Below are 23,900 nucleotides of genomic sequence, written 5' to 3'. Positions count from 1 at the left end.
TGCCGCACCGGAAGCGATCTAGGGTGGCGCGGTGACGACTCAGATGATCATTCTCAACGGCGGCTCCAGCTCGGGGAAGTCCGGGATCGTGCGGTGTCTGCAGGAGGTGCTCCCGGAGCCGTGGCTGGCGTTCGGGTGCGACTCCTTCGTCGACGCCCTGCCCGCGAGGATGCGGGCCGCGGACGAGGGCATCGTCTTCGCCGCGGACGGCTCGGTGAGCGTCGGGACGGATTTCCGGGCGCTGGAGGCGGCCTGGACGGCCGGCATCGTCGCCATGGCCCGCGCGGGCGCCCGGATCGTCGTGGACGAGGTCTTCCTCGGCGGAGCGGCGTCCCAGGAGCGGTGGCAGCAGGCCCTCGGCGATCTGGACGTGCTGTGGGTGGGCGTCAGATGCGACAGCGATGTCGCCGCCGGCCGTGAGATCGCGCGAGGGGACCGCCCCCGGGGGATGGCCGCCTCGCAGGCGGAGGCGGTCCACCGGGGCGTGCACTACGACGTGGTGGTGGACACCACCCGCAGCGAGTCCCTGGCCTGCGCGCGGACCATCGCCGCGCACGTGCGGTGAACAGCCGTCCGCGGTAGCGCGGGGCCCGCGGCACAGCCGCGGAGCCCCGCGCTCCGCCGCGCGCCCGGAGTGGAAGGACGCGGCGGCGTGTCAGGCCGGGCCGGTGGACTCACCCGTCCGCCGCTGCCCGCGTGCGGACGTGAAAGCCCCCGGCCCGGTCACGGGCGTCCCGGTGACCGCCGCCGGCGGGCGGGACCGTCGCTCAGTGCCCCCGCTCGATCCACGCGTCGAGCTGCGGTGCCTCGGCGCCGATCGTGGTGCTCTCGCCGTGTCCCGTGCGGACGGTCGTCTCCGGCGGCAGGGCCAGCAGCCGGTCGCGGATCGAGTCGATGATCGTCGGGAAGTGCGAGAAGGACCGCCCGGTGGCGCCCGGCCCGCCGGCGAAGAGCGTGTCGCCGGTGAAGACGGTCCCCAGGTCGGGCGCGTACAGGCTGACCGCGCCCGGCGCGTGGCCGGGGGTGTGCAGGACCGTGAGGTCGGTGCCCGCCACGGTCACGGTCTGCCCGTCGACGAGCTCGCCGTCGGGCAGCCGGTCGGGATGGGTCAGCTTCCACAGCGGCAGGTCGCCTTGGTGGAGGAGCACCGGCGCGCCGGTCGCCTCGGCGAGCGCCGGCGCGGCGTTGACGTGGTCGTCATGGGCGTGGGTGCAGACGATGGCCCGCAGCGCGCGGCCGCCCAGGGCGGCCACGATGGCGTCGGCGTCGTGCGCGGCGTCGATGACGATCGCCTCGCTGTCGTCCCCGACGATCCACACGTTGTTGTCCACGTCCCAGGTGCCGCCGTCCAGCGAGAACGTGCCGGAGGTGACGAGGTGCTCCACGCGGGCGGTCATCACAGCACCACCACCGAACGCAGCACGTCGCCCTCGTGCATCCGGGCGAACGCCTTCTCGACGTCGTCCAGACCGATCGTCTCGGTGACGAACGCCCCGAGGTCGATGCGCCCCTGCTGGTGCAGGTCGATCAGCATCGGGAAGTCGCGGGACGGCAGGCAGTCGCCGTACCAGGACGACTTGAGCGCGCCACCGCGCCCGAACACGTCGAGCAGCGGAAGCTCCAGCTTCATCTCGGGTGTGGGCACGCCGACCAGGACGACCGTGCCGGCGAGGTCCCGGGCGTAGAACGCCTGCCGGTACGTCTCGGGGCGGCCGACCGCCTCGATGACGACATCGGCGCCGAACCCGCCGGTCAGTTCGCGGATCGCCTCGACCGGGTCGATGGTACGGCTGTTGACCGTGTGGGTGGCGCCCATCGAACGGGCCGTCTCCAGCTTCCGGTCGTCGATGTCGACGGCGATGATCCGGGCCGCTCCGGCGAGACGGGAGCCGACGACCGCCGCGTCGCCGACGCCCCCGCAGCCGATGACGGCGACCGTGTCGCCCCGGCCCACCTGGCCCGTGTTGATCGCCGCGCCGATGCCCGCCATCACACCGCAGCCGAGCAGCCCGGCGACGGCGGGAGCGACGGACGGGTCGACCTTGGTGCACTGGCCCGCGGCGACCAGCGTCTTCTCGGCGAACGCCCCGATGCCGAGCGCCGCCGACAGTGCGGTGCCGTCCTCCAGGGTCATCTTCTGCGTGGCGTTGTGGGTGTCGAAGCAGTACCAGGGCCTGCCGCGACGGCACGCCCGGCACTTTCCGCACACGGCCCGCCAGTTCAGGATCACGAAGTCGCCGGGGGCGACGTCGGTGACGTCCGGTCCGACGGACTCCACCACGCCCGCCGCCTCATGGCCGAGGAGGAAGGGGAAGTCGTCGTTGATGCCGCCCTGCTTGTAGTGGAGGTCGGTGTGGCAGACGCCGCACGCCTGCACCTTCACCACCGCCTCGCCGGGGCCGGGGTCCGGGATGATGATCGTTTCGACCCGTACGGGCTCGTTCCTACCCGGGGCCACAACCCCTCGGACCTGCTGTGCCATCGCGGCGCATCCCTTCCTCGGTATGGGTGTACGGCACCACTATCGCGGTCGGGGCGTGTGTGCGGCGACTTCTTCCGGAGGGGAGGGCCACCGGGCGTGCCGACAAGGGCGCGCGGCCGCTGCGCATGAGGGGGGTGCGACGCCGAGCGGTGGTGGCGGGACGGCGGGGCACGGGGCTTGCGCGGGGAGAAGACGACCGGGCCCGGTCAGCGGCACACTGACCGGGCCCGTCGTTCCAGCGCGGCACCTGCTCGACGCAGGCTCCCGTCAGGGGAGCGCCGGAAGGGTGGAGGTTCAGAGCGTCGACTTGAACAGCAGGCGGTTGGGGGTGCCGCTGATGTTGCCGCCGATGACGTTCGTGGTGCTGTTGCTGATCAGCCAGTTGTTGACGGTGGCGCTGGAGGCGTCGCCGTAGGCCGACTTGTAGAGGGCGGCCACACCGGAGACGTGCGGGGACGCCATGGAGGTGCCGCTCATCGCGGTGGAGCCGCCGCCGACACGGGCGGAGGTGATGCTGACACCCGGCGCGTACAGGTCGGTGCAGCTGCCGTAGTTGCTGAAGCCGGCCTTGCGGTCGGAGGAGTCCGACGCGGCGACCGTGATGGTGCCGGAGGCGCTGGCCGGGGACACGTTGCACGCGTCCTGGTTCTCGTTGCCCGCCGCGACGGCCAGGTGGACACCGGAGTTGGCGAGGGCGGTCGCGGCGTTGTTCAGGGCCGCGGAGTAGCCGCCGCCCAGCGACGCGTTGGCCACCGCCGGCTTCACGGCGTTCATCCGGACCCAGTCGAAGCCGGCGATGATGCCGGAGAACGAGCCGGAACCCTGGCAGTCGAGCACGCGGACACCGCGCAGCTGGACACCCTTGGCCACACCGTACGTGGCGCCGCCCACGGTACCGGCGACGTGCGTGCCGTGGCCGTTGCAGTCCTCGCCGTTGCCGCCGAACGCGTCGAACACGTTGCGGGCGCGGCCACCGAAGTCGGCGTGGCCCGTCGCGATGCCCGTGTCGATGATGTACGCGGTGACACCGGCGCCGTTGCGGTTGTACGTGTACGTGCCGTTGCGGCCGCTGCGCTGGTCGATGCGGTCCAGGCCCCAGGGGGCGTTGGTCTGCGTGGCCGAGGCGGTGACCTTCTGGTCCTCCTCGATGGACACGACGCGCGAGTCGCGCCGCAGCTCCTCGAGCTGGGCCGGCGTCAGGTCCGCGGCGAAGCCGTTGAGGACGTTGCGGTACAGGTGGCGGGTCTTGACCGACTCCGCCTTGGCGAGACCGGCGGCGTCGGCGCCCGCCTTGAGGGTCACGATGTAGCGGCCCTTGATCTCCTTCGCGGCGGGCGCGTCCGCGACCTTCAGCAGCGGGGCGGGCGCCGGCTCGGCGGGGGAGGCGGCGGAGGCCAGAGTGGGGGAGAAGGCCAGCGGGAGGGCGAGGGCGAGGGCACCGATGTGACTTCTGCGCATGGGTAAGCGAACACCTCATCGTGAGTCCGGCCGGGACAACTGAACCGGCCGGGTGTGGGGGGCGCGCCACCACGTCGTGCGGGCACCTGAGGTGACCGGGCGGCGGGGGATCGGTGGCGTGCGAGGGGTGGAACAGCGCGGTACGGCGACGGACGCCGTGACGGCTGTCGTGCGGTACGGCATCGGAACAGGCCGATGCGGGACCCGTCCGCGCCGGTCTCCCGTACGCACGGGCGGCCGGCGCGCGCCGGGCCGAGGACCGCGGGTCGGGGTCTCCGTCCGCCGGTCCGAGGCGATTTCTCGGCGCGGCGTTGAACATAGCGATGGACATGACGAGTTGACCACGGCCGAATCAGGCGTGACCGCCCGCGGACACGCGGGCGTCGAGGAGGTGTCCGACCATGGCCAAAAACCAGCCGGCCATCCTATGGTCCTGTTCATGTCATCCAAGATCCCCCGCCGGCCACCCGAGGGGTCACCCGGTGCACCGCCTGCCCCTGAGGCGGACCGGGGCGGGCCGGCCGACGCACAGGGCGGTGACCTGGCCGCCGGCCGGGCCGCCTACGAGGCGCTCGTCCACCGGATGGCCCGCCCCCCGGAGCCCGGCACGACCGGTGCGCGACCCACCGCGCCCGACGACACGGACACGCTGCCCGAGGACGTACGCCGCTGGCTCGCCGAGCGGCACCTGCTCGACGGGGAGCACCAGCAGGTGCGCTCACCCCAGCGCGCCCTGCACGAGCTGGTGGCCGAGCACCGCTCACGCATCGACCGGTACCGCGACGAGCTCCACCGCGGCCTGGAGGCGGTGGAAGACGTGCTGCGGCTGCTTCCGGGAATGGCGCCCACCCGGTGGGACACCGTCGAGGCGGAGTTCTTCGACGATCGGACCAGACTGCGCCGGCGGCTCGAAGACCTGGACGTGCTCTGCCGGCGGGAGCTGCTGTGCATGCGCACCAGCTTCCCCGGGAGGGAGGTGCTGGAAGCCGCCGTGGAGGCCGATGTGCGGCTGCTGGAACGCGGCGTCGACCTGCGGCTGCTGGTGGCCGCCCGCGCCCTGAGGCGCACCGGCGTGGCGCACTACCTCTCCGTGCTGATGGACCACGGCGTGCAGGTGAGGGTCGCCGCCACCGTCCCGCTCCACCTGAACGTCTTCGACCGGGCCGTCACCGTCATGGCCGTCGGAACGGTCGACGGACACGACGAGACCTCCGGTGACGTCATCCTGCACAGCACACGGCTCGCCGACTCCTTCGCCCGTGTCTTCGACCACCACTGGGCCACGGGCCACCCGGCCGCGTCCACGGTGCGCCGCCCCGGCACCGGCGACGCGCCCGAGGACTACTCGCCCAGGGAACGCGAAGTCCTCGCCCTGCTCGCCGCCGGCGCGAAGGACGAGGCGATCGCCCGCCGGCTGGGCTGCTCCGAACGCACCCTGCGCCGCCTGCTGACCGCGCTGGTGGCCAAACTGGGCGCCGACAGCCGGTTCGCGGCAGGTGTCCAGGCCGTCCGGCTCGGTCTCATCGACTGACGCCCCGGCACGGACTGACCCGTGGTCGCGTCGGGTTGCGGTGCCCGTCCAGGCTCCGCGCCCGCGCGGCGCCACGACGAGCCCGGGCACCAGGGGGCTGCCTTCCCTCCCGCGGCGCCGGACGTGAGGCTGCTTCAAGCCGTCTGAGATCAAGCGGTTTTCGCGGCCCCGGACGGGTTACGCGCAGTCCATGAGCGAAACGGACAAGAACCAGAGCAAGGGCACGACGACGGAAGCGGGCGGCTCGGCGAACGGGAAGGCTGGTTCCGCCGCCGGTACGGCCGCGAAGACGGCCGGTCGCGCGGCAGGTTCCGCCGCCGACCGGGCCAAGGAGACCGGGGAGAAGGCCGGGGGCACGGTCGGCGAGAAGGCCTCGGGCGCTCTGACCGCGTCCACCCAGGCGCTCACCTCGACGGTCAACGGCGTGTGGCGCAAGGCCGGGGTGCCGGCGCTGGGCCTGCTGAAGGCCAACCCGGTCACCGCCGGCGGTGTCGCCGCCGCGGCGGCCGTGGTGGTCGGCGCGTACGCCGGCGGACGCAGGTCCGTCCGCCGCACCTACGGCCCCGTCACACGGCTCACGGGCGGCCGCATCTGACCGACGGTCCGGCGGCCGGCGTCTGCGGTGGCGTGCCTGCGGCCCCGAGCCCCTTGCCGCCTCGCGTTCCCGATACCCACGCCGAGCGGCACGAAGCCGGTCCCGTCCCTGTACGGCACGGGGCCGGCTTCCGTGTGGCCTCTGGCCGCCGAGCCCCCGGCACATCCCGGCTCTGACCCACTGGGAGCGGAGTCACAGCACCGAGGAACCTGGCAGTCTCAGCCGAACCGATTCCTGCCTGGGATGCAGGGCTGGGAGCCGCGACCGGGCGGGCGTTCTGTTGCGCCGGTCGACTCGGGAGGAGCAGCCACAGACGTGCCGGGGCTCCGGCTGCTGGGGCTCACCGGAACGGGGCAATGCCGAGCCGGCGGGGCGGTCCTGTGGCGGCTCGTCCGAACGGGGGCGAGCGGGGGACGTGGCGCTGGCGTCGTGAGGGCCGCGGTGGGTGTGGTTGTCGGCTTGGTGGCGGTGCGGGCGGCGCGGTGCGGTGTGGGACGGCCGGGGTGGCCGGAGCGGGGGCGTGATGTCCTCCGGTGGGTGGTTTCAGGACGACGCCGCCGAGCGGTGGGCAGTTGCTCTCTGGTGATGAGCGTTTTCGCGGTGTAGCGTCTTCGACAGATGTCGTGGTTCGCAGTTCCTGCCCACGCTGAGGCGTGGGCTTCTTGCTGTGCAGTGCCTGAGAACCAGGGCGATCACCTCCGGGACCGCACGGTGCGGGCCCGATATCGACTGAGAGGCATGAGCATGGCCAGCGGAACCGTGAAGTGGTTCAACTCCGAAAAGGGCTTCGGCTTCATCGCGCAGGACGGCGGCGGTCCGGACGTCTTCGCGCACTACTCCAACATCAACGCCACGGGTTACCGCGAGCTCCAGGAGGGCCAGGCGGTGACCTTCGACATCACGCAGGGCCAGAAGGGCCCGCAGGCGGAGAACATCACCCCCGCCTGATCCGCCGGACAGGCGAACGCCAGGGCCCCCGGAGCACATGCTCCGGGGGCCCTGGCCCGTTCCCGGCACCATGCGGTGCCCCGGCCCGCCTTCGGCCCGACGTGGCCGGCGTCCCCGCACGCGGCCGGGACGGCGGCAGTCATGGGGTGCGGGGACCGGGGTATACGACCGTCTCCGGTAAGCGGAGCCCGCGGCCCCCGGATGCGGGGCCGCGCCGAAGACGAGGAGGCATCCCGCATGTCGCAGGTCGAGGAATCCGTCACGGTCGACGTCCCGGTGCGCACCGCGTACGACCAGTGGACCCAGTTCGAGACGTTCCCGCAGTTCATGGAGGGCGTGGAGCGGATCGAGCAGCGCACCGACACCCTCACCCACTGGACGACCAACGTGAACGGGGTACGCAGGTCGTTCGACGCGCGGATCACCGAGCAGCGCCCCGACGAGCGGGTGGCCTGGACGACCGTGGACGGCGAGGCCCGGCAGGCCGGTGTCGTCACCTTCCACCGCATCGACGACACGACGACCAAGGTCATGCTCCAGATGGACTTCGAGCCCGAGGGCGCCGCGGAGACCGTCGGCGACAAGCTGGGCTTCGTCAAGCGGCAGGTCCGCGGAGACCTGGAGCGGTTCAAGTCCTTCATCGAAAGCCGCGGCACCGAAACCGGCGCATGGCGCGGCGAGGTCGTCTGACCAGACCCCCCAGGTCCGCGGACCATCAGGCCCACCGGCCACCGAGCCCCGCCGTCCCGCCGCCCCCGGCCCGATCCTCGGGTACGGGGGCGCGGTCCTGTCCCCGCCGACCGGTCCGGCCGGCCGCGCGGTCAGGACCGGCCGCGGTTGCGCGGATGCTGCCGCGCCTGGCGTTCGTTGCCGAACTTGTACGCCCCCGTCCAACGGGCCATCACCAGCTGCGCGTCGCCGGCCTCCACCTCCGCGAGGAAGCGCGCGGCGCGCCCGCCCCGCAGCGCGGTCGCGGCACGCTGGTGATGAGCGATCAGGACCGTGCCGTCGGCACGCTGTATGGAGGAGAAACCCCCGGGTCGTGGCATGCGCCGGATGCTACGCACAGCGCCCGGCCCGGTCGTACCGCTTTTCCCGGACCGCGCCGGTCCCGCCTCGGGGACGACGCCGTCCCGCCTCCCGGACCACGCCGTCGGGCCTTCCCGGATCCCTGCCAGCCGGTCCCTGGCACGGAGGCGGGCGGGGACGTGAGAGCGCGGGACGCGGGGTACGCGCTCCGTATGGCACCGAAGCAGTACGCGGTAGCGGCCTCCGGGCAGTGGACCGAGGAAGAGGACGGGCTGCGGCGCAGGCTCCCCGCAGGTGAGGTACACGCCTGGGAGCGCGGCCGCAACGAAACCGTCTGCGGGCTCTCCCTCAGCCGCTCCCAGCTGACCCGCTTCCCCCATGTGACCTGGACGGACGCCCTTCCGGAGTCCGGTGGCGCCGCCGACCGCGTCCAGCGGCTGTGCCGCCGCTGCGCGTCGGCGGCCGGTCGCCGGGGCGGCGACGCGCGCCCCCGCTGGCAGCGCACCAACCCGCGCCCCTGAACCGTTCCCGTACACCGCCCCGAGCACCCCGCTCCTCGTGAAGGACGTCAGATGACCCCTGCCCCCGCCCTTGCGGACACCCCGCCCGACCCCGCAGCGCGCAAGCAGCGACTGAGACGGCGGCTCGAACGGCTGATCGGAATCGCCGCCACCGAAGGGAACGAGCTGGTGGCGCTGCGCAACGGCGACGAGATCTTCCCCGCCATGCTCGACGCGATCCGCTCCGCACGGCACACCATCGACATGATGACGTTCGTGTACTGGCGCGGGCAGATCGCACGGGACTTCGCCGCCGCGCTCGCCGACCGGGCCCGCGCCGGGGTGCGCGTACGGCTGCTGCTCGACGGATTCGGCGCCCGGCGCATAGAGACGGACCTCCTGGACGACATGGACGCCGCCGGTGTGGAGATCGCGTGGTTCCGCAAACCGGTGTGGCTGTCCCCGTTCAAGCAGAACCACCGCTGCCACCGCAAGGCGCTCGTCGTGGACGAGCACACGGCGTTCACCGGCGGCGTCGGCATCGCCGAGGAGTGGTGCGGCGACGCCAGGCACCCCGGCGAGTGGCGCGACACCCATGTGCGGCTGCGCGGACCGGCCGTGGACGGCGTCGCCGCCGCGTTCGCCCAGAACTGGGCCGAGTGCCACGACGAGCTGTACGACGAGTGCGACCGCTTCACCGAGCACACCCAGCACGGCACATCCGTCGTCCAGGTCGTCCGCGGCTCCGCGAGCATCGGCTGGCAGGACATGCAGACGCTCATCCGCGTCATGCTCACCTCGGCGGAGGAGCGCTTCCGCCTCGCCACCGCCTACTTCGCACCCGACCGGTACTTCATCCACCTGCTGTGCGCCACCGCGCGCCGGGGCGTACGGGTGGAGATCCTGCTGCCCGGTCCCTACACCGACCAGCGCGCGTCGCAGCTCGCCGGCCAGGCGCACTACCGCGAGCTGCTGGAGGCCGGGGTGGTCATCCGGCAGTACCAGCCCACGATGATGCACGCCAAGATCATCACGGTGGACGGGGTGGCCTCGCTGATCGGCTCCACCAACTTCAACCGCCGCTCCATGGACCACGACGAGGAGGTGATGCTCGCCGTGCTGGACGAGGAGTTCACCGCGACCCTCGACGCCCACTACGACGAGGACGTCGCCCGCAGCGCGGCCATCGACCCGTCCCGCTGGAAACGCCGCGCCGCCCACCAGCGGATACGGGAGGCGGCGGTCGCGCCGTTGCGGAGGTTCCTGTAGCGGCTCGGCGCCGGGGCCGCGTCCCGGGCTCGGCCATCGGGCTCTACGGCCGGGCACGGCCATCGGGCTCTACGGGCGGGCACGTCTCCGCGCACCGTCACCGGAAACGGCCGAGGAGCCCGTGCCCGCGCCGACCACGGGTCGGCGCGGGCACGGGCTCCTCGGCTCGCACAGGTTCGTCGGGGCCCGGCACAGGCTCTTCGGCGGCCCGGCAGGCTCCTTCGGTCAGCGCGTGGTCAGCATGCCCTCGCGCAGCCGCTTCAGCGTCCGCGAGAGCAGCCGCGACACATGCATCTGCGAGCAGCCCAGCTGCTCACCGATCTGCGCCTGCGTGAGCTCCTCCACGAACCGCAGGTGCAGGATGCGGCGGTCCCGCTCGTCCAGTTGGCTGATCAGGGGCGCCAGCGACTGGAAGTCCTCCACCAGCGCCATCGCCGGGTCCTCGGTGCCGATGAAGTCGGCCAGCGCGGTCTCGCCGCTCTCGTCGCCGCTGATGGCGGCGTCGAGGGACGACGAGTTGTAGCCGTTCGACGCGAGCCGGGCCTCGATGACCTCCTCCTCGGAGAGGTTCATCAGCTCCGACAGCTCCTTGACGGTCGGCGTCCGGCCGAGCCGGCTGCGCAGCTCCTCGGTCGCCCGCGCCAGCTCGACCCGCGCCTCCTGCAGACGCCGCGGCACATGCACGGCCCACGACGTGTCGCGGAAGAACCGCTTGATCTCGCCCACGATGTACGGGACGGCGAAGGTGGTGAACTCCACCTCCCGCGACAGCTCGAACCGGTCGATCGCCTTGATCAGGCCGATCATCCCCACCTGGACGATGTCGTCCATCTCGTCGCCGCGGCTGCGGAACCTGCCCGCCGCGTACCGGACGAGGGACATGTTCATCTCGATGAGCGTGTTGCGGGCGTACTGGTACTCGTGCGTGCCCTCCTCAAGCACGGCCAGCTGCTCCAGGAACAGCTTCGTCAGCGCCCGAGCGTCCTTCGGCGGGACGTTCCGGGGGTCCTCCACCTCCGGCAGCGTGGCGATACCGCTGTTGGCCCTCGTCCGCGTGTCGGTCGTCGCCACCGTCATCGTCCCTCCTCCATTCACGGAAATCTCGTCACGACCCGGGGGGTCGACAAAGCGCGCTTACCCCGGTGCCGCACCATCATGCCCACGGATTTCGCCCTGGGGGAAATTCGCCCGCGGAGGACCCCGCCAGGCCGTCCGATAGAGGGTGCCGGCAGCTGTGTACGGCCCGGGTGTCGGGCGCCGGGCGTGACCCGGCGCACGCGGTGCGCACGCCGTCTCTCCCACCGCCCGAGCCCGCCGTGCCTCCGCGCAACCCCCCGCCGGTCCGCCGGCACCTTGTGGCGTTCCGTGAGGCCCGGTCACGCTGAGCGCATGGCGTGGCTGGCATTCGGATATTTCGCCTCCTACATCCCGTACGTCATGCTCCTGAAGACCCTCGTCCACGGAATGACCCAGACGGCGGGCGGCCCGGTCGACGGCATGGTCGTCCTCCCGGCGGCGGCCCTCGGCCAGCTCGCCGTGATGCCCTTGTTCCTCCTGGCCAGCGGCTGGTGGCGGTACGCGCGCCCGGAGCCCGGGGCCGGCGGCGGCCCGCGGGGCGCCGTCTCGGCGTACCGGCGGGAGATCCTCGCCGGCGCCGCCGCCGCGGTCGTGATCGGCACGACCACCCTGGGTTTCACCTTCCCCGGGGCGTCGGTGCTGCTCGTGCTGCTGCTGATGCGCGGGGGAGTGCTGGTGATGTCCCCGCTCATGGACCTGGCGCGGGGCCGGCACGTTCCGCGCTCGGCCTGGGTCGCGCTGGGCTTCAGTCTGGCCGCCGTGCTCGTGGCCCTCGGCGGGGTGCGCGATCACCATCTGACGCTGCCCGCGGTGCTGTGCCTGTGCGGGTACCTGGCCGGCTACACCGCCCGCTTCGACCTGATGAGCCGTGTCGCCAAGGCGGGTGAGGTGGGCGTCGACCGCCGGTACTTCGCCGTCGAGCACGCCGTCGCCCCGCTGTGCCTGGTCCTGCTGCTCGGCGTCGGGGCCCTGGCCGGGCAGCCCGGGCTCCGCGCCGGGTTCACCGACTTCCTGGCGACGCCCACCGCCTGGGCGGCGGCCGGGGTCGGCGTGGCGTACGAGGTGCTGTTCGTCTTCGGGACGCTGATCTACCTCGACGCCCGCGCCTTCACCTGGTGCGTGCCCGCGAACCGGTGCGCGAGCCTCGTGTCGGGTCTGGTCGCCGCGTACGCCCTGCACCATCTGGCCGGCCTGCCCCTGCCGTCGGGTGCGGAGCTGCTGGCGCTGGTGATGGTCGTCGCGGCCGTGCTGGCGCTGTCCGCCCCGACCCTGTCACGCCGCCGCGCAGCCAAGGGCCGAGGGCGCCGGGTGGTGTTCGTGTGCGGCAACAACACGTCCCGGTCGCCGCTCGCGGAGTACATCGCCCGCCACGAGGCGGCGCGCGGGTCCGTCCGGGCGGCGCGCTTCACCAGTGCCGGGCTCACCGCGCCGACCACCGCGCGGCGGCACCGCGCCCGGATGTCGCCGCACGCGCGGGCGGCGCTCCGGGACCTGGGTGTGCGGCCCCTGTGGCCGAGCCCCCGCCGCCACCGGGCCCGTCCGCTCACCGTGCGCCTGTGCCGCGGCAGCGCGGCCGTGTACTGCATGACCGGCGCCCAGCGGGACGCCGTACTGGCGCTCGCCCCCGAGGCGACGGCGCGGATCCACTGCCTCGACCCGGGCGGCGACATCCCCGACCCGTCGGGGCAGCCCGCGAGCGCCCACCTGGAGTGCGCCCGCCGCATCCGGCAGGCCGTACGGACCCGGCTCGCACACCCTCCCGGCGACGGCGGCCCGCACTCCGACGGCGCCCGCGCCGCCTGACGGCCCCACGACCCCCACCCGGGCCACGGCCACCCGCCACGCCACGGCCTCACCGGCGCGGCGAACACCGCCACGGGGACCCCCACAGGGCCACCGGAAGCCCGAAGAAGCGAACCCTCCACCCGCAAAACCCGCGAAGCCCCCGGCAACACCCCGGCCGCGGCGGATCACCGCGCGACGGACGCCACGGTCGCCGGGTCCTCACCGGTCAGTTCCACGATCCGCTCCAGCGGCACACCGGCCGCGACCGCCTGGCTCAGCAGCGCGTCGCGGCCGTCCGCGCACTCCCGGTAGGCCAGCAGCCGCTCCTCCAGACGGGCCCGCGACTCCGGCGCGGCGTGGTGCCGCAGCCGGCTCAGCTCCTCCTCGCTCAGCGGGACCGGCAGCCGCTCCGCCTCCTCCGGAATGGCCGCCGTCTCCTCCGGCGGCACGAGGCGCAGCCGCGGGGACGTGGCCGTCACGCCGTACGCGTCGAGCCACGCCCGTACGGCAGGGGTCTCCAGGAAGGCGAGGTCGCCCAGGGAGGCCGGCGGCACCCCGAGCGGCGTCGCCGTGTCATCCGTCAGGAACAGATACGCGTCGTCGGTCACCTGCGACTCCTTCACGAAAAAAAGGGGGGACGGCGGTCGCCGGTCCGCATACCCCGGCCCGCCCGGTTCATCGCCGCGACCGGCCCGCGCGGCGCCGGGTTCGGCCCGCCCCGCCCCACCGGCTCCGAACCGCCGGCATCCGGTCAGTACGATGAGGGCAGCGTGGTCCGGCCGGGCCACCCTGTGGTTCGGGAGGCGACAGTCGTGACAGCGGACGCGACCTCCCGTTTCCCCCGCACGGCGGCGCGCCCCGCGCCCGGACACCACGCGAGCGTCGTCTACGCGGACGACGACGCCTGGGCCGGCCACCTCACGGCCTTCGTCCGCACCGGGCTCGCCGAGGGCGCCCGCGTCTGGTACTGCGCCGACACGACCGCGCCCGAGTACGTGCTGCGCACCCTCACCGACCGGGACGTCGACGCCGCGTCCGCCGTACGGCGCGGCCAGCTGACCGTGACGACCGCCGACGAGACGTACCTGACCTGCCGGTGCTTCGACCCCGACGCGGCGATCACCCTGTGGCACGACGCCGTCGAGGCGGCCCTCGCCGCCGGCTACCGGCGGCTGCACACGATGGGCGAGATGGCCTGGGCCGCACGCGCCACCGCCGGCGCGGACCGTCTTCTGGAGTACGAACTGCGCACCCACCACGAGGTGTTCGACCGGCTTCCGCTGACCACCTGGTGCCTCTACGACCGTCGGCTCATGCCCGCCGACGACATCGCCGTCCTGGCCGGAGCACACCCCACGCGGATAGGCGCGCCCCTCCCGGACGGCTCCTCGGCCGGCCTGCGCGCCGGGCCGCTGACCGACCGGCCCGGCTTCCGGCTGTCCGGATCGGCGGGGTACGAGAGCCGCCGCGTCACCGACTCCGTGGCCGCCGCGCTCGCCGCGTCCACCGCCGACCGGGTCACCCTCGACCTGGGCGACCTCAGGCACCTCGACATGAACACCCTGGTCGCGTTCGCCGGGGCGGCGGCGCGCCGCCCGTCCGACACGCCGCTGCGCGTGACCGGGGCCCCGCTGTCCGCCGAGCGGATCCTCGGACTCTTCCCGGAGCTCCGCACCTGTCTGGAGGTCGTCGGCCGATGACCGCACCGACACAGAACCGCCCCGAGCCCGCCCCCCGGGGCGCCTTCCACCACCCCGCGCTGTTCTACGGGACGGACGAGGAGTACCTCGCGGGCGTCGGCGGCTTCATCAGCGACGGCGCGGCCGACGGCGCCCCGCTGCTCGTCGCCGTGCCCGGCCCCCGCCTGGACCTGCTGCGCGACACCCACCGGACGGCGGAGGGGATCACCTGGGTCGACATGCGGGACGCGGGCCGCAACCCCGGCCGCATCCTGTCCATGCTCCAGGAGTTCGCCGACCGCGCCGGAGACCGCGCGCCGGCCATCGTGGGCGAGCCCATCTGGGTCGGCCGCACCCGGGAGGAGACCCGCGAGGCCACCCGCCACGAGGCGCTGATCAACCTGGCCTTCGCCCACCGGGACGCGACGATCCTCTGCCCGTACGACACGGCCCTCCCCGACGACGTCCTCACCCAGGCCCGCCGCACCCACCCCGTCGTGGGCGACCTGGGCGTGTACCGCCCCAGCCCCGACCACGCCGACCCGCACGAGGTGTCCCGCGACTGCGACACCCCCCTGCCGGAGCCGGGCGACCCGATCGTCGTGCCCTACGGGACCGAGGACCTGGCGCACGTGCGGGACACGACCGACCGGTGGGCCGAGGCGGCCGGCATGTCCCCGCAGCGCCGCACCGACCTGCTGCTCGCCGTCACCGAGGCCACCAGCAACTCCGTACGGCACGGCGGCGGGCACGGCACGCTGCGGCTGTGGCGCACCGGCGACGCGCTCATCGCCGAGACGCGCGACGCGGGCCGGTTCCCCGACCCGCTCATCGGCCGCAGGCGCCCCGACCCGTTCTCGCCCCACGGCGGCCGCGGCGTGTGGATGATGCACCAGCTGGCCGACCTGGTGGAGATCCGGGCCACCGCCGACGGCCTGGTCCTGCGCCTCCACATGGCGCTCTGACCCCGCTCCGCCGCCGAGCGGTCGGTATCCCGGTCCGCCGAGGCCGGACAGTCGGGTATCCCGGCTCCGCCGCGGCCGGGCGGGTCACGGAGACCGGTCCCGCCGCGGCCGGGCGGGTCACGGAGACCGGCTCCGCCGCGGCCGGGCGGTCACCGGGACCGCCCCCGCGGCCGGGCGGTCAGGATTCCCGCCAGGCCAGCTTCATGAGCAGCTGCTCGGCCCGCCGCGCCGTCTCCGCGTCGGCCACCACGTCGTAGCGGGCGGCCTCGATGCGGCTGAGCGACGTGAAGTCGCGCCGGCCGCCCGTGACGGCGTGGCTGCCGAAGCCGTACACGGCCCCGAACAGCGCGCCGAACAGCACCCCGCTCACGACGAGCACCGCCACATGGTGCGGCCCGCTGCTGAACAGCGACAGCAGCAGCCCCATGAGCAGGCCGAACCAGGCGCCCGCCGCCGCTCCCCCCAGGGCGGACCGCGTCGCGGTCATACGGCCCAGCACCCTCTCCACCATGCGCAGATCACAGCCGATGATCGCCGTGTGCTCCACGGGGAAGCCGTTGTCCGACAGGAAGTCCACCGCACGCTGCGCTTCCTCGTAGGTGGTGTACGAACCGATCACCGGGCGGTTGTCCGCCGCCGTCGACTGCTGGAGCATAGGGAAGGTCCTTCCGTGACGGGTCGTGCCGACCGTGGACGGACCGGCCGCGATCTGCGCGTCCCGGCCGCCCGGCACGACGGTTGCCGGCCTCCCGTGTTCCCGCCGCTCGTCCGGTGAAGCGTCCCGGCCACCGGCCCCCACCAGCCCTCGGCCGCCACGGCGTGCGCTCGCCATCCCGCGGGCGTAACGTCCCGGTATGGGCAGGGTGCGGACGGGTGCGGGCCCGTGGTGGCCGCCACCGGGCAAACCCGCCCCGACAAGCCGGGGAAACGGGCCGTGAGCGGCGTCGACGTGTCCCCGGGCGCCGGCGACCTCGACGCGGCGCTCGCCGAGACCATGCGCCGCACCGGCGCGGCCGTGGGCGCCTTCTACCTGCTGGTCCCCGAGCGGGACGTGCTCCAGATGGCGGTCGTCGGCGGTGTCCCCGGCGACATCGCCGCGCCCTGGGCGCGGATCGGCCTGGCCTCGCCCGCGCCCGTGGCGGACGCCGTGCGGGACCAGCGCATGGTGTGGGTCGGCGACCACACGGAGATGACCCGCCGCTACCCGCGCTCGGCGCTGGCCCTCCCGTACCCGCTGGCGCTCGCGGCCGTCCCGGTCGTCGGGGAACGCCTCTGGGGCGTCCTGCTGCTGATGTGGCCCGGCAGCCACCCGCCCCGCACGACCCGCCGCGAACGCTCCAACCTCACCTCCAGCGGACGCCGCCTCGCCCGGCTGCTCGACGAGGCCGCGGACGCGGGACGCCCCCTCGGAGCGCCGGACACCCCGCGCGTCCTCAGCGCGGCGGACCTCCGGCGCGCCGCCGACCCGCAGCCCTCCCTGGCCGCCGCCGACTACGCCGAGAGACTGCCCGAGGGCGGCTGCGCCCTCGACCTCCAGGGCCGCATCACCTACCTCACCAGCAAGGGCGCCGCGCTCCTCGGCAGCGACCCGCAGACGCTGCTCGGCACCTTCCCCTGGCAGTCCCTGCCGTGGCTCAGCGACCCCGTGTACGAGGACCGGTACCGCGCCGCCGTCATCAGCCGCCGCCCCGTCGCGTTCACCGCGTGCCGCCCGCCCGACCACTGGCTGGCGTTCCGGCTCTACCCGGACGCGAGCGGCGTCAGCGTCCGCATCACACCGGCACGAGCCCGGCGCCACGACACGTCCCAGGAGACCGAACGGCAGGGAGCCGCCGCGCCCGCCCGGGTGGGGCAGCTGTACCAGCTCCTGCACCTGGCCGCCGCCCTCACCGAGACCGTCGGGGTGCAGGACGTCGTCGACCTGGTCGCCGACCAGATCATGCCCGCGTTCGGCGCCCAGGGCCTCGTCCTGTCCACCGCCGAGTCCGGCCGGCTGCGGATCACCGGCTCGCGCGGCTACCCGCCGGACGTCATCGAACGCCTCGACGGCCTCCCGATCGACACCCGCTTCACCCCCGCCGGGCAGGCCCTGTCCACCGGCGTGCCGTCCTTCTTCAGCCACCCCGACGAGATGGCGCGGATCTACCCCGAGGCGCCGCGCGTCAGCGGCAAGCAGGCGTGGGCGTTCCTGCCGCTGATCGTCTCCGGCCGCCCGGTCGGCATCTGCGTCCTCACCTACGACCAGCCGCACGCCTTCCCGGCCGAGGAGCGGGCCGTCCTCGCCTCACTGGCCGGCCTCATCGGCCAGGCCCTCGACCGCGCCCGGCTGTACGACGCCAAGCACCAGCTGGCCCACGGCCTCCAGCAGGCCCTCCTGCCGCACCGCCTGCCGACCGCCTCCGGCCTGCGCGTCGCCGCCCGCTACCTCCCGGCCACCCGCGGCATGGACATCGGCGGAGACTTCTACGACATGGTGCGTATCGACGCCGCCAGGGTCGCCGCGGTCATCGGCGACGTCCAGGGCCACAACGTCGCCGCCGCCGCCCTCATGGGCCAGGTCCGCACCGCCGTCCACACCCACGCCACGGCCGGCGCGGCCCCCGGCGAGGTCCTCACCCGCACCAACCGGTTCCTGGTGGACCTCGACCCGGGCCTCTTCACCACCTGCCTGTACGCCGAGGTCGACCCGGAACGGGGCCGCGTACGGCTGGTCAGCGCCGGCCACCCACCGCCGCTGCTGCGCCACGCCGACGGCGGCGCCCAGCGCCTGGACGTGCCGCCGGGGCCCGTACTGGGCGTCGACCCCGGCTCCGCGTACCCGGTGACCGAGATCGACCTGCCCCCGGGAGCGGTGCTGATCCTCTACACGGACGGGCTGGTCGAGAAGGCCGGCACGGACATCGAGCACGCCATCGACCACCTGGCCGGACACCTCGCCACCTGGAGCGCCGACGACCCCGAACGGCTGCTGGAGCTGCTGCTGGACCACGCCGGGCCCGCGGAGCGGCGTACGGACGACATCGCCCTGCTGCTGGTGCAGCGGGACCCGGACACACCGCAGACCGCCCCCGCACCGCCGGGGAGGCCGGCCGGGGCGGGGGCGTAGGGCGTCGCGGGACGCCGGGGTCAGGCGGCGAGGGCCTGGCTCAGGGTGGGACGGCAGTCGATCACGGTGTCCAGGCCGACCAGCTGCAGGGTCCGCAGGACGTGCTCGGTGGGCGCCGCCAGCCGCAGCCAGCCGCCCGAGGCGGACAGCGTGTGGTGGGCGGCGATGAAGACGTTGATGCCGCTCGAGTCCATGAAGGTCACCCGGTCCAGGTCGACCACGGTCCGCACCGTCGTGGGCCCGCCCACCGCCAGCGCTTCCCGCAGCCGCTCACCGGTGTGGAAGTCGATCTCCCCCGCGACGGTCAGCACCCGGATGCCGTCCGTGACGGTCGACGTGATCGAGAGCCGTTCCGGCGGTTCGCCCTGCCCGGTGCCCGCCATTCTTCCTTCAGCCATGCAGGTGATGGTGGCACACTCATGCCCTCGACCGCGGCCCCCACCCCTCACCTTCCACGGTCCCGCGCGGTGTGACGCAGGCGACAGGCGTACGCGAGGAGTGAGCCGGGCGGCGGCGGGTAGACGCGGGCAGTTGACCAGGCAAGTGGAGGCGGACGGATGGAACCATCGCCCTTGGACGAGGACCACGCCGTGCCGAACGGGCGGCGCATCGACACGACGGTGGCGCTCGACGGGGACGGCGCGTGCATCGCGCGTGCCCGGGACGTGGCCGCCGAGTTCCTCACCCGCGTACAGGCGGAGGAGGGGCTGCCGGTGTCCGAGCGGGCCGTCCACATCACCCAGCTCGTCGTGAGCGAGCTGGTGACCAACGCCTGCAAGTACGCGCCCGGGCCCGTCCTGATGGACCTGCGCGTCACCGGCGACCTGGTCGAGGTGGCCGTGTGGGACTCCGACCCCGTCCTGCCGGTCGCCAAGGCCACCGACGCGGGCCGGGTCGGACAGCACGGACTGGAGATCGTGATGGCGCTCGTCCAGGGGTTCGAGGTGCAGCGCGAACCGGTCGGCAAGCGGGTCGTCGCCCGCGTCCCCCTCCTCGACGAGGGCCGCGCCGCGCCGCCGTCGGCCCTCTGAACCCGCCGCCGTCCCGCCTCGTACCGCGGCGGGGCCCGGCCGGGCGGGCACGGAGGACCCCCCCGCGGTTCCGCCGGCCCGCCGCCGTGTCAGGCGGCGGGGCGGGCGCCGGGGGTGTGGCCGAAGGTGCGGCGGAAGACGTCGATGAAGGTGCTGGCCGAGGACCAGCCGCAGCGGTGGGCGACCGCGGTGACGGGGACGCCGTCGGCCAGGAGGATCAGGGCGTGGTGGAGCCTGATCTGGGTGCGCCACCGCGGGAAGGTGAGTCCGAGGTCGGCGCGGAGGCGGCGGGACAGGGTGCGGGCGCTGGCGCCGATCCGGCGTCCCAGCTCGTCGAGGGAGTGGTCGCCGCCCGGGTCGGCGCGCAGGATGTCGTGCACCTCGCGGAGCAGCGGGTCGGTGGGCACCGGCAGGTGCAGGGGTTGCTCTGGGGCGAGGGCGAGCTGGTCGAGCAGCACGGCGCGCAGGCGGAGGCGGGCCGGACCGCCGTTCCCCGGGTCGCGGGTGTACGCGACGATGAGTTCGCGCAGGAGGGGGCTGACGGCGAGGACGGCCGGAGCGTCCAGCCCGAGGGGGTTGTCGGCGGTGGGCAGGCCGACGAGGTGGAGGTCGAGCTCGCCGTGCGCCTCATGCCGGTGAACGGTGCCGGCGGGGATCCAGAGCGCGCGGGTGGCGGGGGCGACCCAGGAACCGGCGTCGGTGGTCACCGCGATGGTGCCCCGGCCGGCGTACACGATCTGGTGATCGTCATGGCGGTGCGCGTCGATGACGCCGCCGGCCGCCAGACGCTGGGTCCGGGTCGGCGCGACGGATTCATGGCGGATTTCCTGCATCACCTGTCAATTTAACGAAAGCGCGACACCGACGGACGGCACCAGCATCAGAGGGATGCGAAAGAACACATCGATCTCCCTGCTGGCGGTGGGACACGCCTGCGTCGACATCTACCAGGGCGCCGTCGCGGCGCTGATCCCCTACTTCGTGGCCGAACGGGACTACACCTACGCGGTCGTCTCCGGCGTCGTGCTGGCCGCGACCTTACTGTCCTCGGTGGCCCAGCCGGTGTTCGGGGCGCTCACCGACCGGTGGGCGATGCCCTGGCTGCTGCCGGTCAGCACCCTGCTGGGCGGTGTGGGCATCGCGCTGAGCGGCCTGAGCGGCTCCTACGGGCTCACCCTGCTGTGCGTGGCCGTCTCCGGGATCGGGGTGGCCGCCTACCACCCGGAGTCGGCCCGCGTGGCCCGGCTGGCCGGCGGGGGCAGCCACAGCGCGATGGGCTGGTTCTCCCTGGGCGGCAACATCGGATTCGCGTCGGCCCCGCTCATGGTGTCGGCCGTCATCGGACACGGCTCGCTGCGCTGGACGCCCGTCCTGGTGCTGCCCGCGCTCGCCGGCGCCGCCCTGTGCGTGCCCGTGCTCCGGATGCTCGCCCGTCCCGAGCCTGGCACGCCCGCGGCCCGGGTGCCGAAGGGCGCCGACGACGTGGCCTCGTTCATAAGGCTGTCGCTGGCGGTCGTCTGCCGCTCCGTCGTCTTCACCGGCCTGAGCACCTTCATCGCCCTCCACGCCCAGCAGCGCCCGCACGGCAGCGCCACCGCGGGCACCGTCGCCCTGTTCCTGCTGTTCCTGGGCGGCGCCGTCGGCTCGGTGCTGGGCGGGGCCCTGGCCAACCGCTACGACCGCGTCCGTGTCTGCCGCTGGTCCTACCTGCTCTCCGTCGCCGCCGTCACCGGAGTGATCCACGCGCCCGGCCCGGCCATGTTCCTCTTCGTGATCCTCACCTCCGTCGGCCTGTACGTCCCCTTCTCCCTCCAGGTCACCCTGGGGCAGGACTATCTGCCGTCCCGCGTCGGCACCGCCAGCGGCGTCACCCTCGGCCTCACCGTCAGCGTCGGCGGCCTCGCCAGCCCGCTGCTGGGACACCTGGCCGACGCCACCTCCCTGAAGACGGCCCTCACCCCCCTGATCGCCATGCCCGCCCTGAGCTGGCTCCTCTTCCGCGCCCTGCCCGAACCCGCCGCCCCCCGGCCGCGAGCCGCCGTACCCGCGCCGGACGCCGCAGGGCCCGAGCCTGATGCCGCCGGGCCCAGATCCGCGCGGCGAGACGCGTAGAGCCGCCGTCCGGACATGGGAGGGGAAGGACGCCCGGGCCGGAGGCATGCGAAAGGCCCCGCCACCGTGTCAGGGAGGTGGCGGGGCCGGTCGGTGAGGGGGTCAGGCGGCGAGCTCGGCGGTGTCGGCCGTCAGCCCGGTGCGGGCCGCGGTGCGGTCCGCCGAGGCGAGCATCGTGTCGGCGGCCGCCAGGGCGTCCTCAATGCACGTGGTGCCGGTGGCGACGCACAGCGTGTACGTCACGTCCTCCAGAGGGCCGTCCAGCCCCTGCTCGCCCCGGGACTGGGCGATGCGCAGGTCGGCGTAGCGAGCGAGCAGGGAACGCAGGTAATGGGGGTCGGGAATCAGCACGGCGCAGCCCTTCGGTCGATCAGCCAGTGCCGCGCGCCTACCCAGCCGCCGATCACCCATACCTGTGACCTGGCTCGCACCGAGGGTCACGGGCCGGGCCGGGCGCCGACGGTATTCCTCCCGGTCACCGGCCCGGCCAGCACCCTGATCACCGCCTTGGACTGGGAGCTGCTGACGCCCGGTCAGCTCGTGCCGCGGGGGGCCCGGTCGGTGGCGACGCAGCCCTCGTCGAGCCGGACGGCCCTGCTGCCCTCGGGCGGTTCGAAGCCGGGCTCGCAGGTGAGATAGAGGAGTCCTGCCTCCAGCAGCCTCTTCTCGAACATCGCGTCGGTCTGGACGCCGAAGTTCCGGCCGATCATCATCGGTCGCTCTCCCTGGTCCTGCCTGTCCATGGAGGACCAGCTCTGCAGGAACTGCCGCATGTCGGAGGCGTGGAAGAAGTCGGTTCCGTACTCCCCTTCCTCCGTCTCGCACTCGCCGGCGCCGTCGACACCGGCCACCCTCTGCTGGAGGCGCGCCAGCTGCCTCGGGGTCCGGTAGCTCACCTCCGTACAGGGCAGGGCGCCGCGCAGCAGCTCGCCAACCGCTCCTTGGTCGGCGGCCTCCGGCAGCGTGTCCTCGCCCTCCTCGCCGCACGCCGTGAGCAGCGCGGACAGGGACAGGACGGCGGCGCAGACGGCGAGCGCACGCGAACGGGACCGGGGACGGGCACAACCGGCGGCGGACATGGGGCTCCTGGGCGTTCACGGGGACGGGACGCCGGAACGGTAGGAGCGCGCCCCGCCCGCGCGCCAGGACATTCGAAGATGCTCGAATCACCCGCCGGTCCGGCGGCGGTCACGCCGACAGCACGCCTGCGCGCGGATCCCCGCCGACCGCGCCGGGGGTGTCGGCGCCTTCGTCCAGCAGTACGGCGGCGCTGCCGGACCGCTCGTAGTACACGCGGTTGGCCTGCCGCGTCCTCGTGACGAGCCCCGCCCGGTGGAGGCGGGAGAGGTGGTACGACACGGTGGACGCCGACAGCTGGTGGCGCCGTGCCAGCTCGGTCGTCGTGCGCGGAAGCGCCAGGTCCGCCAGCAGCTGAAGCCGCGCCGGGCCCACGAGCGACCCCAGCGACCCGGCCGGGCCGTCGGTGGCCGGACACGCGGTGGCCGGACCGGCGGCAACCCGGCCGCCGGTGGCTCCGTCGCGGTCCCGCGCCGCCGGGCCCCGCACGGCCGCCAGGCTCCGGGCAGCCGCCGGGCCCGGCGCGCCCGCCGGGTAGATGAGGTAGGGGCCGCGTTCCCGCCAGGGGTCGACGCTCAGAAGCCAGCTGCGGGCGAGAGGCGAAGGGAACAGCAGCAGACCGCCGCCCGCCCGGACGTCCAGCCGCCGCTCCGCGCAGAGGCGCAGGCTTCCGGCCCGGTAGGCGACGGCGGGGTGCAGCGACGACAGGGCCTCCCCGAGCCCGGCGCCCGCCACGTGCCGTGCCCGCGCCTCCAGGTCGGCCTCGGCGCGGGCCCGGAGGGCGGGCCAGAGCGGGGCGAGGCACGACTCCCAGAAGACCTGCATCTCGCGGGCCATCCGCTCCGCGAAGTCCCGCTCGCCCCGTTCGAGGAACCGCCGCAGGACCCGCTCGGGCGGTGGCGTGCGCCCCGTGCGGCCGTCCGCCCCGTCGAGCATCCTGCCCAGTTGGCGGGCCACCACGTCGGCGGGTGTCGTGGCCACCCGGTGCAGCTCCGCGGTGAGGTCGGGGCGGGGGCCGGCTGCCGTGCCGGGCGTCATGAAGTCCGGTACGTACGCCCCGACGTGCGAGCGGACGGCCGCGATGAGGTGCAGCCGGCGGCCGGCGACCACCCGTCTGACGACGGCGCCGGACAGCCGGTGGCGGCCGTCGGCGACCGAGGCGTGCGGATGCAGCGCGGCACCCGCCTGCATCAGCGGCGACAGCGCGAAGCGGGTCGCCGCGAGCGCGTCGGCGTCCATCGCCAGCCGGATCATCG

At 74.0% G+C, this 23,900-nt stretch carries 25 protein-coding genes; 13 read left to right on the top strand and 12 right to left on the bottom strand.

The window, feature by feature from the left end; genetic code table 11:
• The first annotated feature begins 43 nt into the window (after nucleotides 1-43).
• Complete coding sequence (gene cpt, locus ACSUPT_RS00620; RefSeq protein WP_399218200.1) at nucleotides 44-565, top strand: chloramphenicol phosphotransferase CPT; 522 nt, start codon at nucleotides 44-46, stop codon at nucleotides 563-565.
• A 202-nt stretch (nucleotides 566-767) separates the two neighbouring features.
• Here cpt and ACSUPT_RS00615 read toward each other — a convergent pair whose 3' ends face one another.
• The 3 genes from ACSUPT_RS00615 to ACSUPT_RS00605 form a co-directional block, all read right to left on the bottom strand.
• Complete coding sequence (locus tag ACSUPT_RS00615; RefSeq protein WP_351965186.1) at nucleotides 768-1,397, bottom strand: MBL fold metallo-hydrolase; 630 nt, start codon at nucleotides 1,395-1,397, stop codon at nucleotides 768-770.
• Nucleotides 1,397-2,482 carry an S-(hydroxymethyl)mycothiol dehydrogenase gene (locus ACSUPT_RS00610; RefSeq protein WP_436943163.1) on the bottom strand — a complete coding sequence of 362 codons (1,086 nt, stop codon included), beginning with the start codon at nucleotides 2,480-2,482 and terminating at the stop codon, nucleotides 1,397-1,399. The genes ACSUPT_RS00615 and ACSUPT_RS00610 overlap by 1 nt, the downstream gene beginning before the upstream one ends.
• A gap of 294 nt (nucleotides 2,483-2,776) precedes the next feature.
• Nucleotides 2,777-3,940, bottom strand: coding sequence for a S8 family peptidase (locus ACSUPT_RS00605; protein ID WP_351965184.1), 1,164 nt, complete (start codon nucleotides 3,938-3,940; stop codon nucleotides 2,777-2,779).
• A gap of 439 nt (nucleotides 3,941-4,379) precedes the next feature.
• Between ACSUPT_RS00605 and ACSUPT_RS00600 the strand changes: the two genes are divergently transcribed.
• The 4 genes from ACSUPT_RS00600 (at nucleotide 4,380) to ACSUPT_RS00585 (ending at nucleotide 7,704) form a co-directional block, all read left to right on the top strand.
• The gene (locus ACSUPT_RS00600; protein WP_436943161.1) at nucleotides 4,380-5,471 is read left to right on the top strand and encodes a LuxR C-terminal-related transcriptional regulator; all 1,092 of its coding nucleotides are present in this window, start codon (nucleotides 4,380-4,382) and stop codon (nucleotides 5,469-5,471) included.
• 190 nt (nucleotides 5,472-5,661) lie between these two features.
• Complete coding sequence (locus tag ACSUPT_RS00595; RefSeq protein WP_361661710.1) at nucleotides 5,662-6,066, top strand: hypothetical protein; 405 nt, start codon at nucleotides 5,662-5,664, stop codon at nucleotides 6,064-6,066.
• Between the two features lie 744 nt (nucleotides 6,067-6,810).
• Nucleotides 6,811-7,014 (top strand): cold-shock protein, encoded by a 204-nt coding sequence (locus ACSUPT_RS00590; RefSeq protein WP_019330262.1) that lies wholly within the window; start codon nucleotides 6,811-6,813, stop codon nucleotides 7,012-7,014.
• Between the two features lie 237 nt (nucleotides 7,015-7,251).
• Nucleotides 7,252-7,704: an SRPBCC family protein gene (locus ACSUPT_RS00585; protein WP_351965181.1), complete on the top strand. Its 453-nt coding sequence runs from the start codon at nucleotides 7,252-7,254 to the stop codon at nucleotides 7,702-7,704.
• 131 nt (nucleotides 7,705-7,835) lie between these two features.
• Here ACSUPT_RS00585 and ACSUPT_RS00580 read toward each other — a convergent pair whose 3' ends face one another.
• A complete protein-coding gene (locus ACSUPT_RS00580; protein WP_361661707.1) occupies nucleotides 7,836-8,063 on the bottom strand; it encodes a hypothetical protein in 228 nt (75 codons plus the stop codon).
• Nucleotides 8,064-8,255: 192 nt separating this feature from the next.
• Here ACSUPT_RS00580 and ACSUPT_RS00575 point away from each other — a divergent pair, with 192 nt between their 5' ends.
• Nucleotides 8,256-8,564: a hypothetical protein gene (locus tag ACSUPT_RS00575; RefSeq protein WP_436943160.1), complete on the top strand. Its 309-nt coding sequence runs from the start codon at nucleotides 8,256-8,258 to the stop codon at nucleotides 8,562-8,564.
• A 51-nt stretch (nucleotides 8,565-8,615) separates the two neighbouring features.
• A complete protein-coding gene (locus tag ACSUPT_RS00570; RefSeq protein ID WP_436943158.1) occupies nucleotides 8,616-9,812 on the top strand; it encodes a phospholipase D-like domain-containing protein in 1,197 nt (398 codons plus the stop codon).
• A 225-nt stretch (nucleotides 9,813-10,037) separates the two neighbouring features.
• Here the strand turns inward: ACSUPT_RS00570 and ACSUPT_RS00565 are convergent, their stop codons facing one another.
• Nucleotides 10,038-10,889, bottom strand: a complete 852-nt coding sequence (locus tag ACSUPT_RS00565) for an RNA polymerase sigma factor SigF (RefSeq protein ID WP_351965178.1) — start codon at nucleotides 10,887-10,889, stop codon at nucleotides 10,038-10,040.
• A 312-nt stretch (nucleotides 10,890-11,201) separates the two neighbouring features.
• On the opposite strand from ACSUPT_RS00565, the gene ACSUPT_RS00560 reads away from it, so the two are divergent.
• Complete coding sequence (locus ACSUPT_RS00560) at nucleotides 11,202-12,692, top strand: hypothetical protein (RefSeq protein WP_436943156.1); 1,491 nt, start codon at nucleotides 11,202-11,204, stop codon at nucleotides 12,690-12,692.
• 167 nt (nucleotides 12,693-12,859) lie between these two features.
• On the opposite strand, the gene ACSUPT_RS00555 is transcribed toward ACSUPT_RS00560, so the two are convergent.
• Entirely contained in the window at nucleotides 12,860-13,282 is a 423-nt protein-coding gene (locus ACSUPT_RS00555; RefSeq protein ID WP_361661700.1) for a DUF6003 family protein, read from the bottom strand.
• A gap of 204 nt (nucleotides 13,283-13,486) precedes the next feature.
• Between ACSUPT_RS00555 and ACSUPT_RS00550 the strand changes: the two genes are divergently transcribed.
• Nucleotides 13,487-14,374, top strand: a complete 888-nt coding sequence (locus tag ACSUPT_RS00550; protein WP_361661697.1) for an MEDS domain-containing protein — start codon at nucleotides 13,487-13,489, stop codon at nucleotides 14,372-14,374.
• Nucleotides 14,371-15,318, top strand: coding sequence for a sensor histidine kinase (locus ACSUPT_RS00545; RefSeq protein ID WP_365727512.1), 948 nt, complete (start codon nucleotides 14,371-14,373; stop codon nucleotides 15,316-15,318). The genes ACSUPT_RS00550 and ACSUPT_RS00545 overlap by 4 nt, the downstream gene beginning before the upstream one ends.
• Before the next feature lie 178 nt (nucleotides 15,319-15,496).
• Here ACSUPT_RS00545 and ACSUPT_RS00540 read toward each other — a convergent pair whose 3' ends face one another.
• Complete coding sequence (locus tag ACSUPT_RS00540; protein WP_351965173.1) at nucleotides 15,497-15,973, bottom strand: general stress protein; 477 nt, start codon at nucleotides 15,971-15,973, stop codon at nucleotides 15,497-15,499.
• 279 nt (nucleotides 15,974-16,252) lie between these two features.
• Here ACSUPT_RS00540 and ACSUPT_RS00535 point away from each other — a divergent pair, with 279 nt between their 5' ends.
• Nucleotides 16,253-18,424, top strand: a complete 2,172-nt coding sequence (locus ACSUPT_RS00535) for a SpoIIE family protein phosphatase (protein WP_436943154.1) — start codon at nucleotides 16,253-16,255, stop codon at nucleotides 18,422-18,424.
• A 20-nt stretch (nucleotides 18,425-18,444) separates the two neighbouring features.
• Here ACSUPT_RS00535 and ACSUPT_RS00530 read toward each other — a convergent pair whose 3' ends face one another.
• Nucleotides 18,445-18,822, bottom strand: a complete 378-nt coding sequence (locus ACSUPT_RS00530; RefSeq protein ID WP_351965171.1) for an STAS domain-containing protein — start codon at nucleotides 18,820-18,822, stop codon at nucleotides 18,445-18,447.
• A gap of 159 nt (nucleotides 18,823-18,981) precedes the next feature.
• Here ACSUPT_RS00530 and ACSUPT_RS00525 point away from each other — a divergent pair, with 159 nt between their 5' ends.
• Nucleotides 18,982-19,455 (top strand): ATP-binding protein, encoded by a 474-nt coding sequence (locus ACSUPT_RS00525; protein WP_351965170.1) that lies wholly within the window; start codon nucleotides 18,982-18,984, stop codon nucleotides 19,453-19,455.
• A gap of 89 nt (nucleotides 19,456-19,544) precedes the next feature.
• Here ACSUPT_RS00525 and ACSUPT_RS00520 read toward each other — a convergent pair whose 3' ends face one another.
• Complete coding sequence (locus tag ACSUPT_RS00520) at nucleotides 19,545-20,288, bottom strand: AraC family transcriptional regulator (RefSeq protein WP_436943152.1); 744 nt, start codon at nucleotides 20,286-20,288, stop codon at nucleotides 19,545-19,547.
• A gap of 55 nt (nucleotides 20,289-20,343) precedes the next feature.
• On the opposite strand from ACSUPT_RS00520, the gene ACSUPT_RS00515 reads away from it, so the two are divergent.
• Nucleotides 20,344-21,567, top strand: a complete 1,224-nt coding sequence (locus tag ACSUPT_RS00515) for an MFS transporter (protein ID WP_436943150.1) — start codon at nucleotides 20,344-20,346, stop codon at nucleotides 21,565-21,567.
• A 102-nt stretch (nucleotides 21,568-21,669) separates the two neighbouring features.
• Here the strand turns inward: ACSUPT_RS00515 and ACSUPT_RS00510 are convergent, their stop codons facing one another.
• From ACSUPT_RS00510 to ACSUPT_RS00500, 3 genes are all read right to left on the bottom strand, one after another.
• Nucleotides 21,670-21,918 (bottom strand): DUF5133 domain-containing protein, encoded by a 249-nt coding sequence (locus ACSUPT_RS00510; protein WP_351965167.1) that lies wholly within the window; start codon nucleotides 21,916-21,918, stop codon nucleotides 21,670-21,672.
• A gap of 182 nt (nucleotides 21,919-22,100) precedes the next feature.
• Nucleotides 22,101-22,646, bottom strand: coding sequence for a hypothetical protein (locus ACSUPT_RS00505; RefSeq protein WP_361661684.1), 546 nt, complete (start codon nucleotides 22,644-22,646; stop codon nucleotides 22,101-22,103).
• Between the two features lie 109 nt (nucleotides 22,647-22,755).
• Entirely contained in the window at nucleotides 22,756-23,898 is a 1,143-nt protein-coding gene (locus ACSUPT_RS00500; RefSeq protein WP_436943147.1) for an ArsR family transcriptional regulator, read from the bottom strand.
• Nucleotides 23,899-23,900 lie beyond the last annotated feature (2 nt).

Origin of the sequence: Streptomyces sp. SudanB25_2051, assembly GCF_964272635.1 — a bacterium.
Lineage (GTDB): Bacteria > Actinomycetota > Actinomycetes > Streptomycetales > Streptomycetaceae > Streptomyces.
Note: the sequence above shows the minus strand (reverse complement) of the source record. Positions and strands in the feature narration are given on the sequence as shown.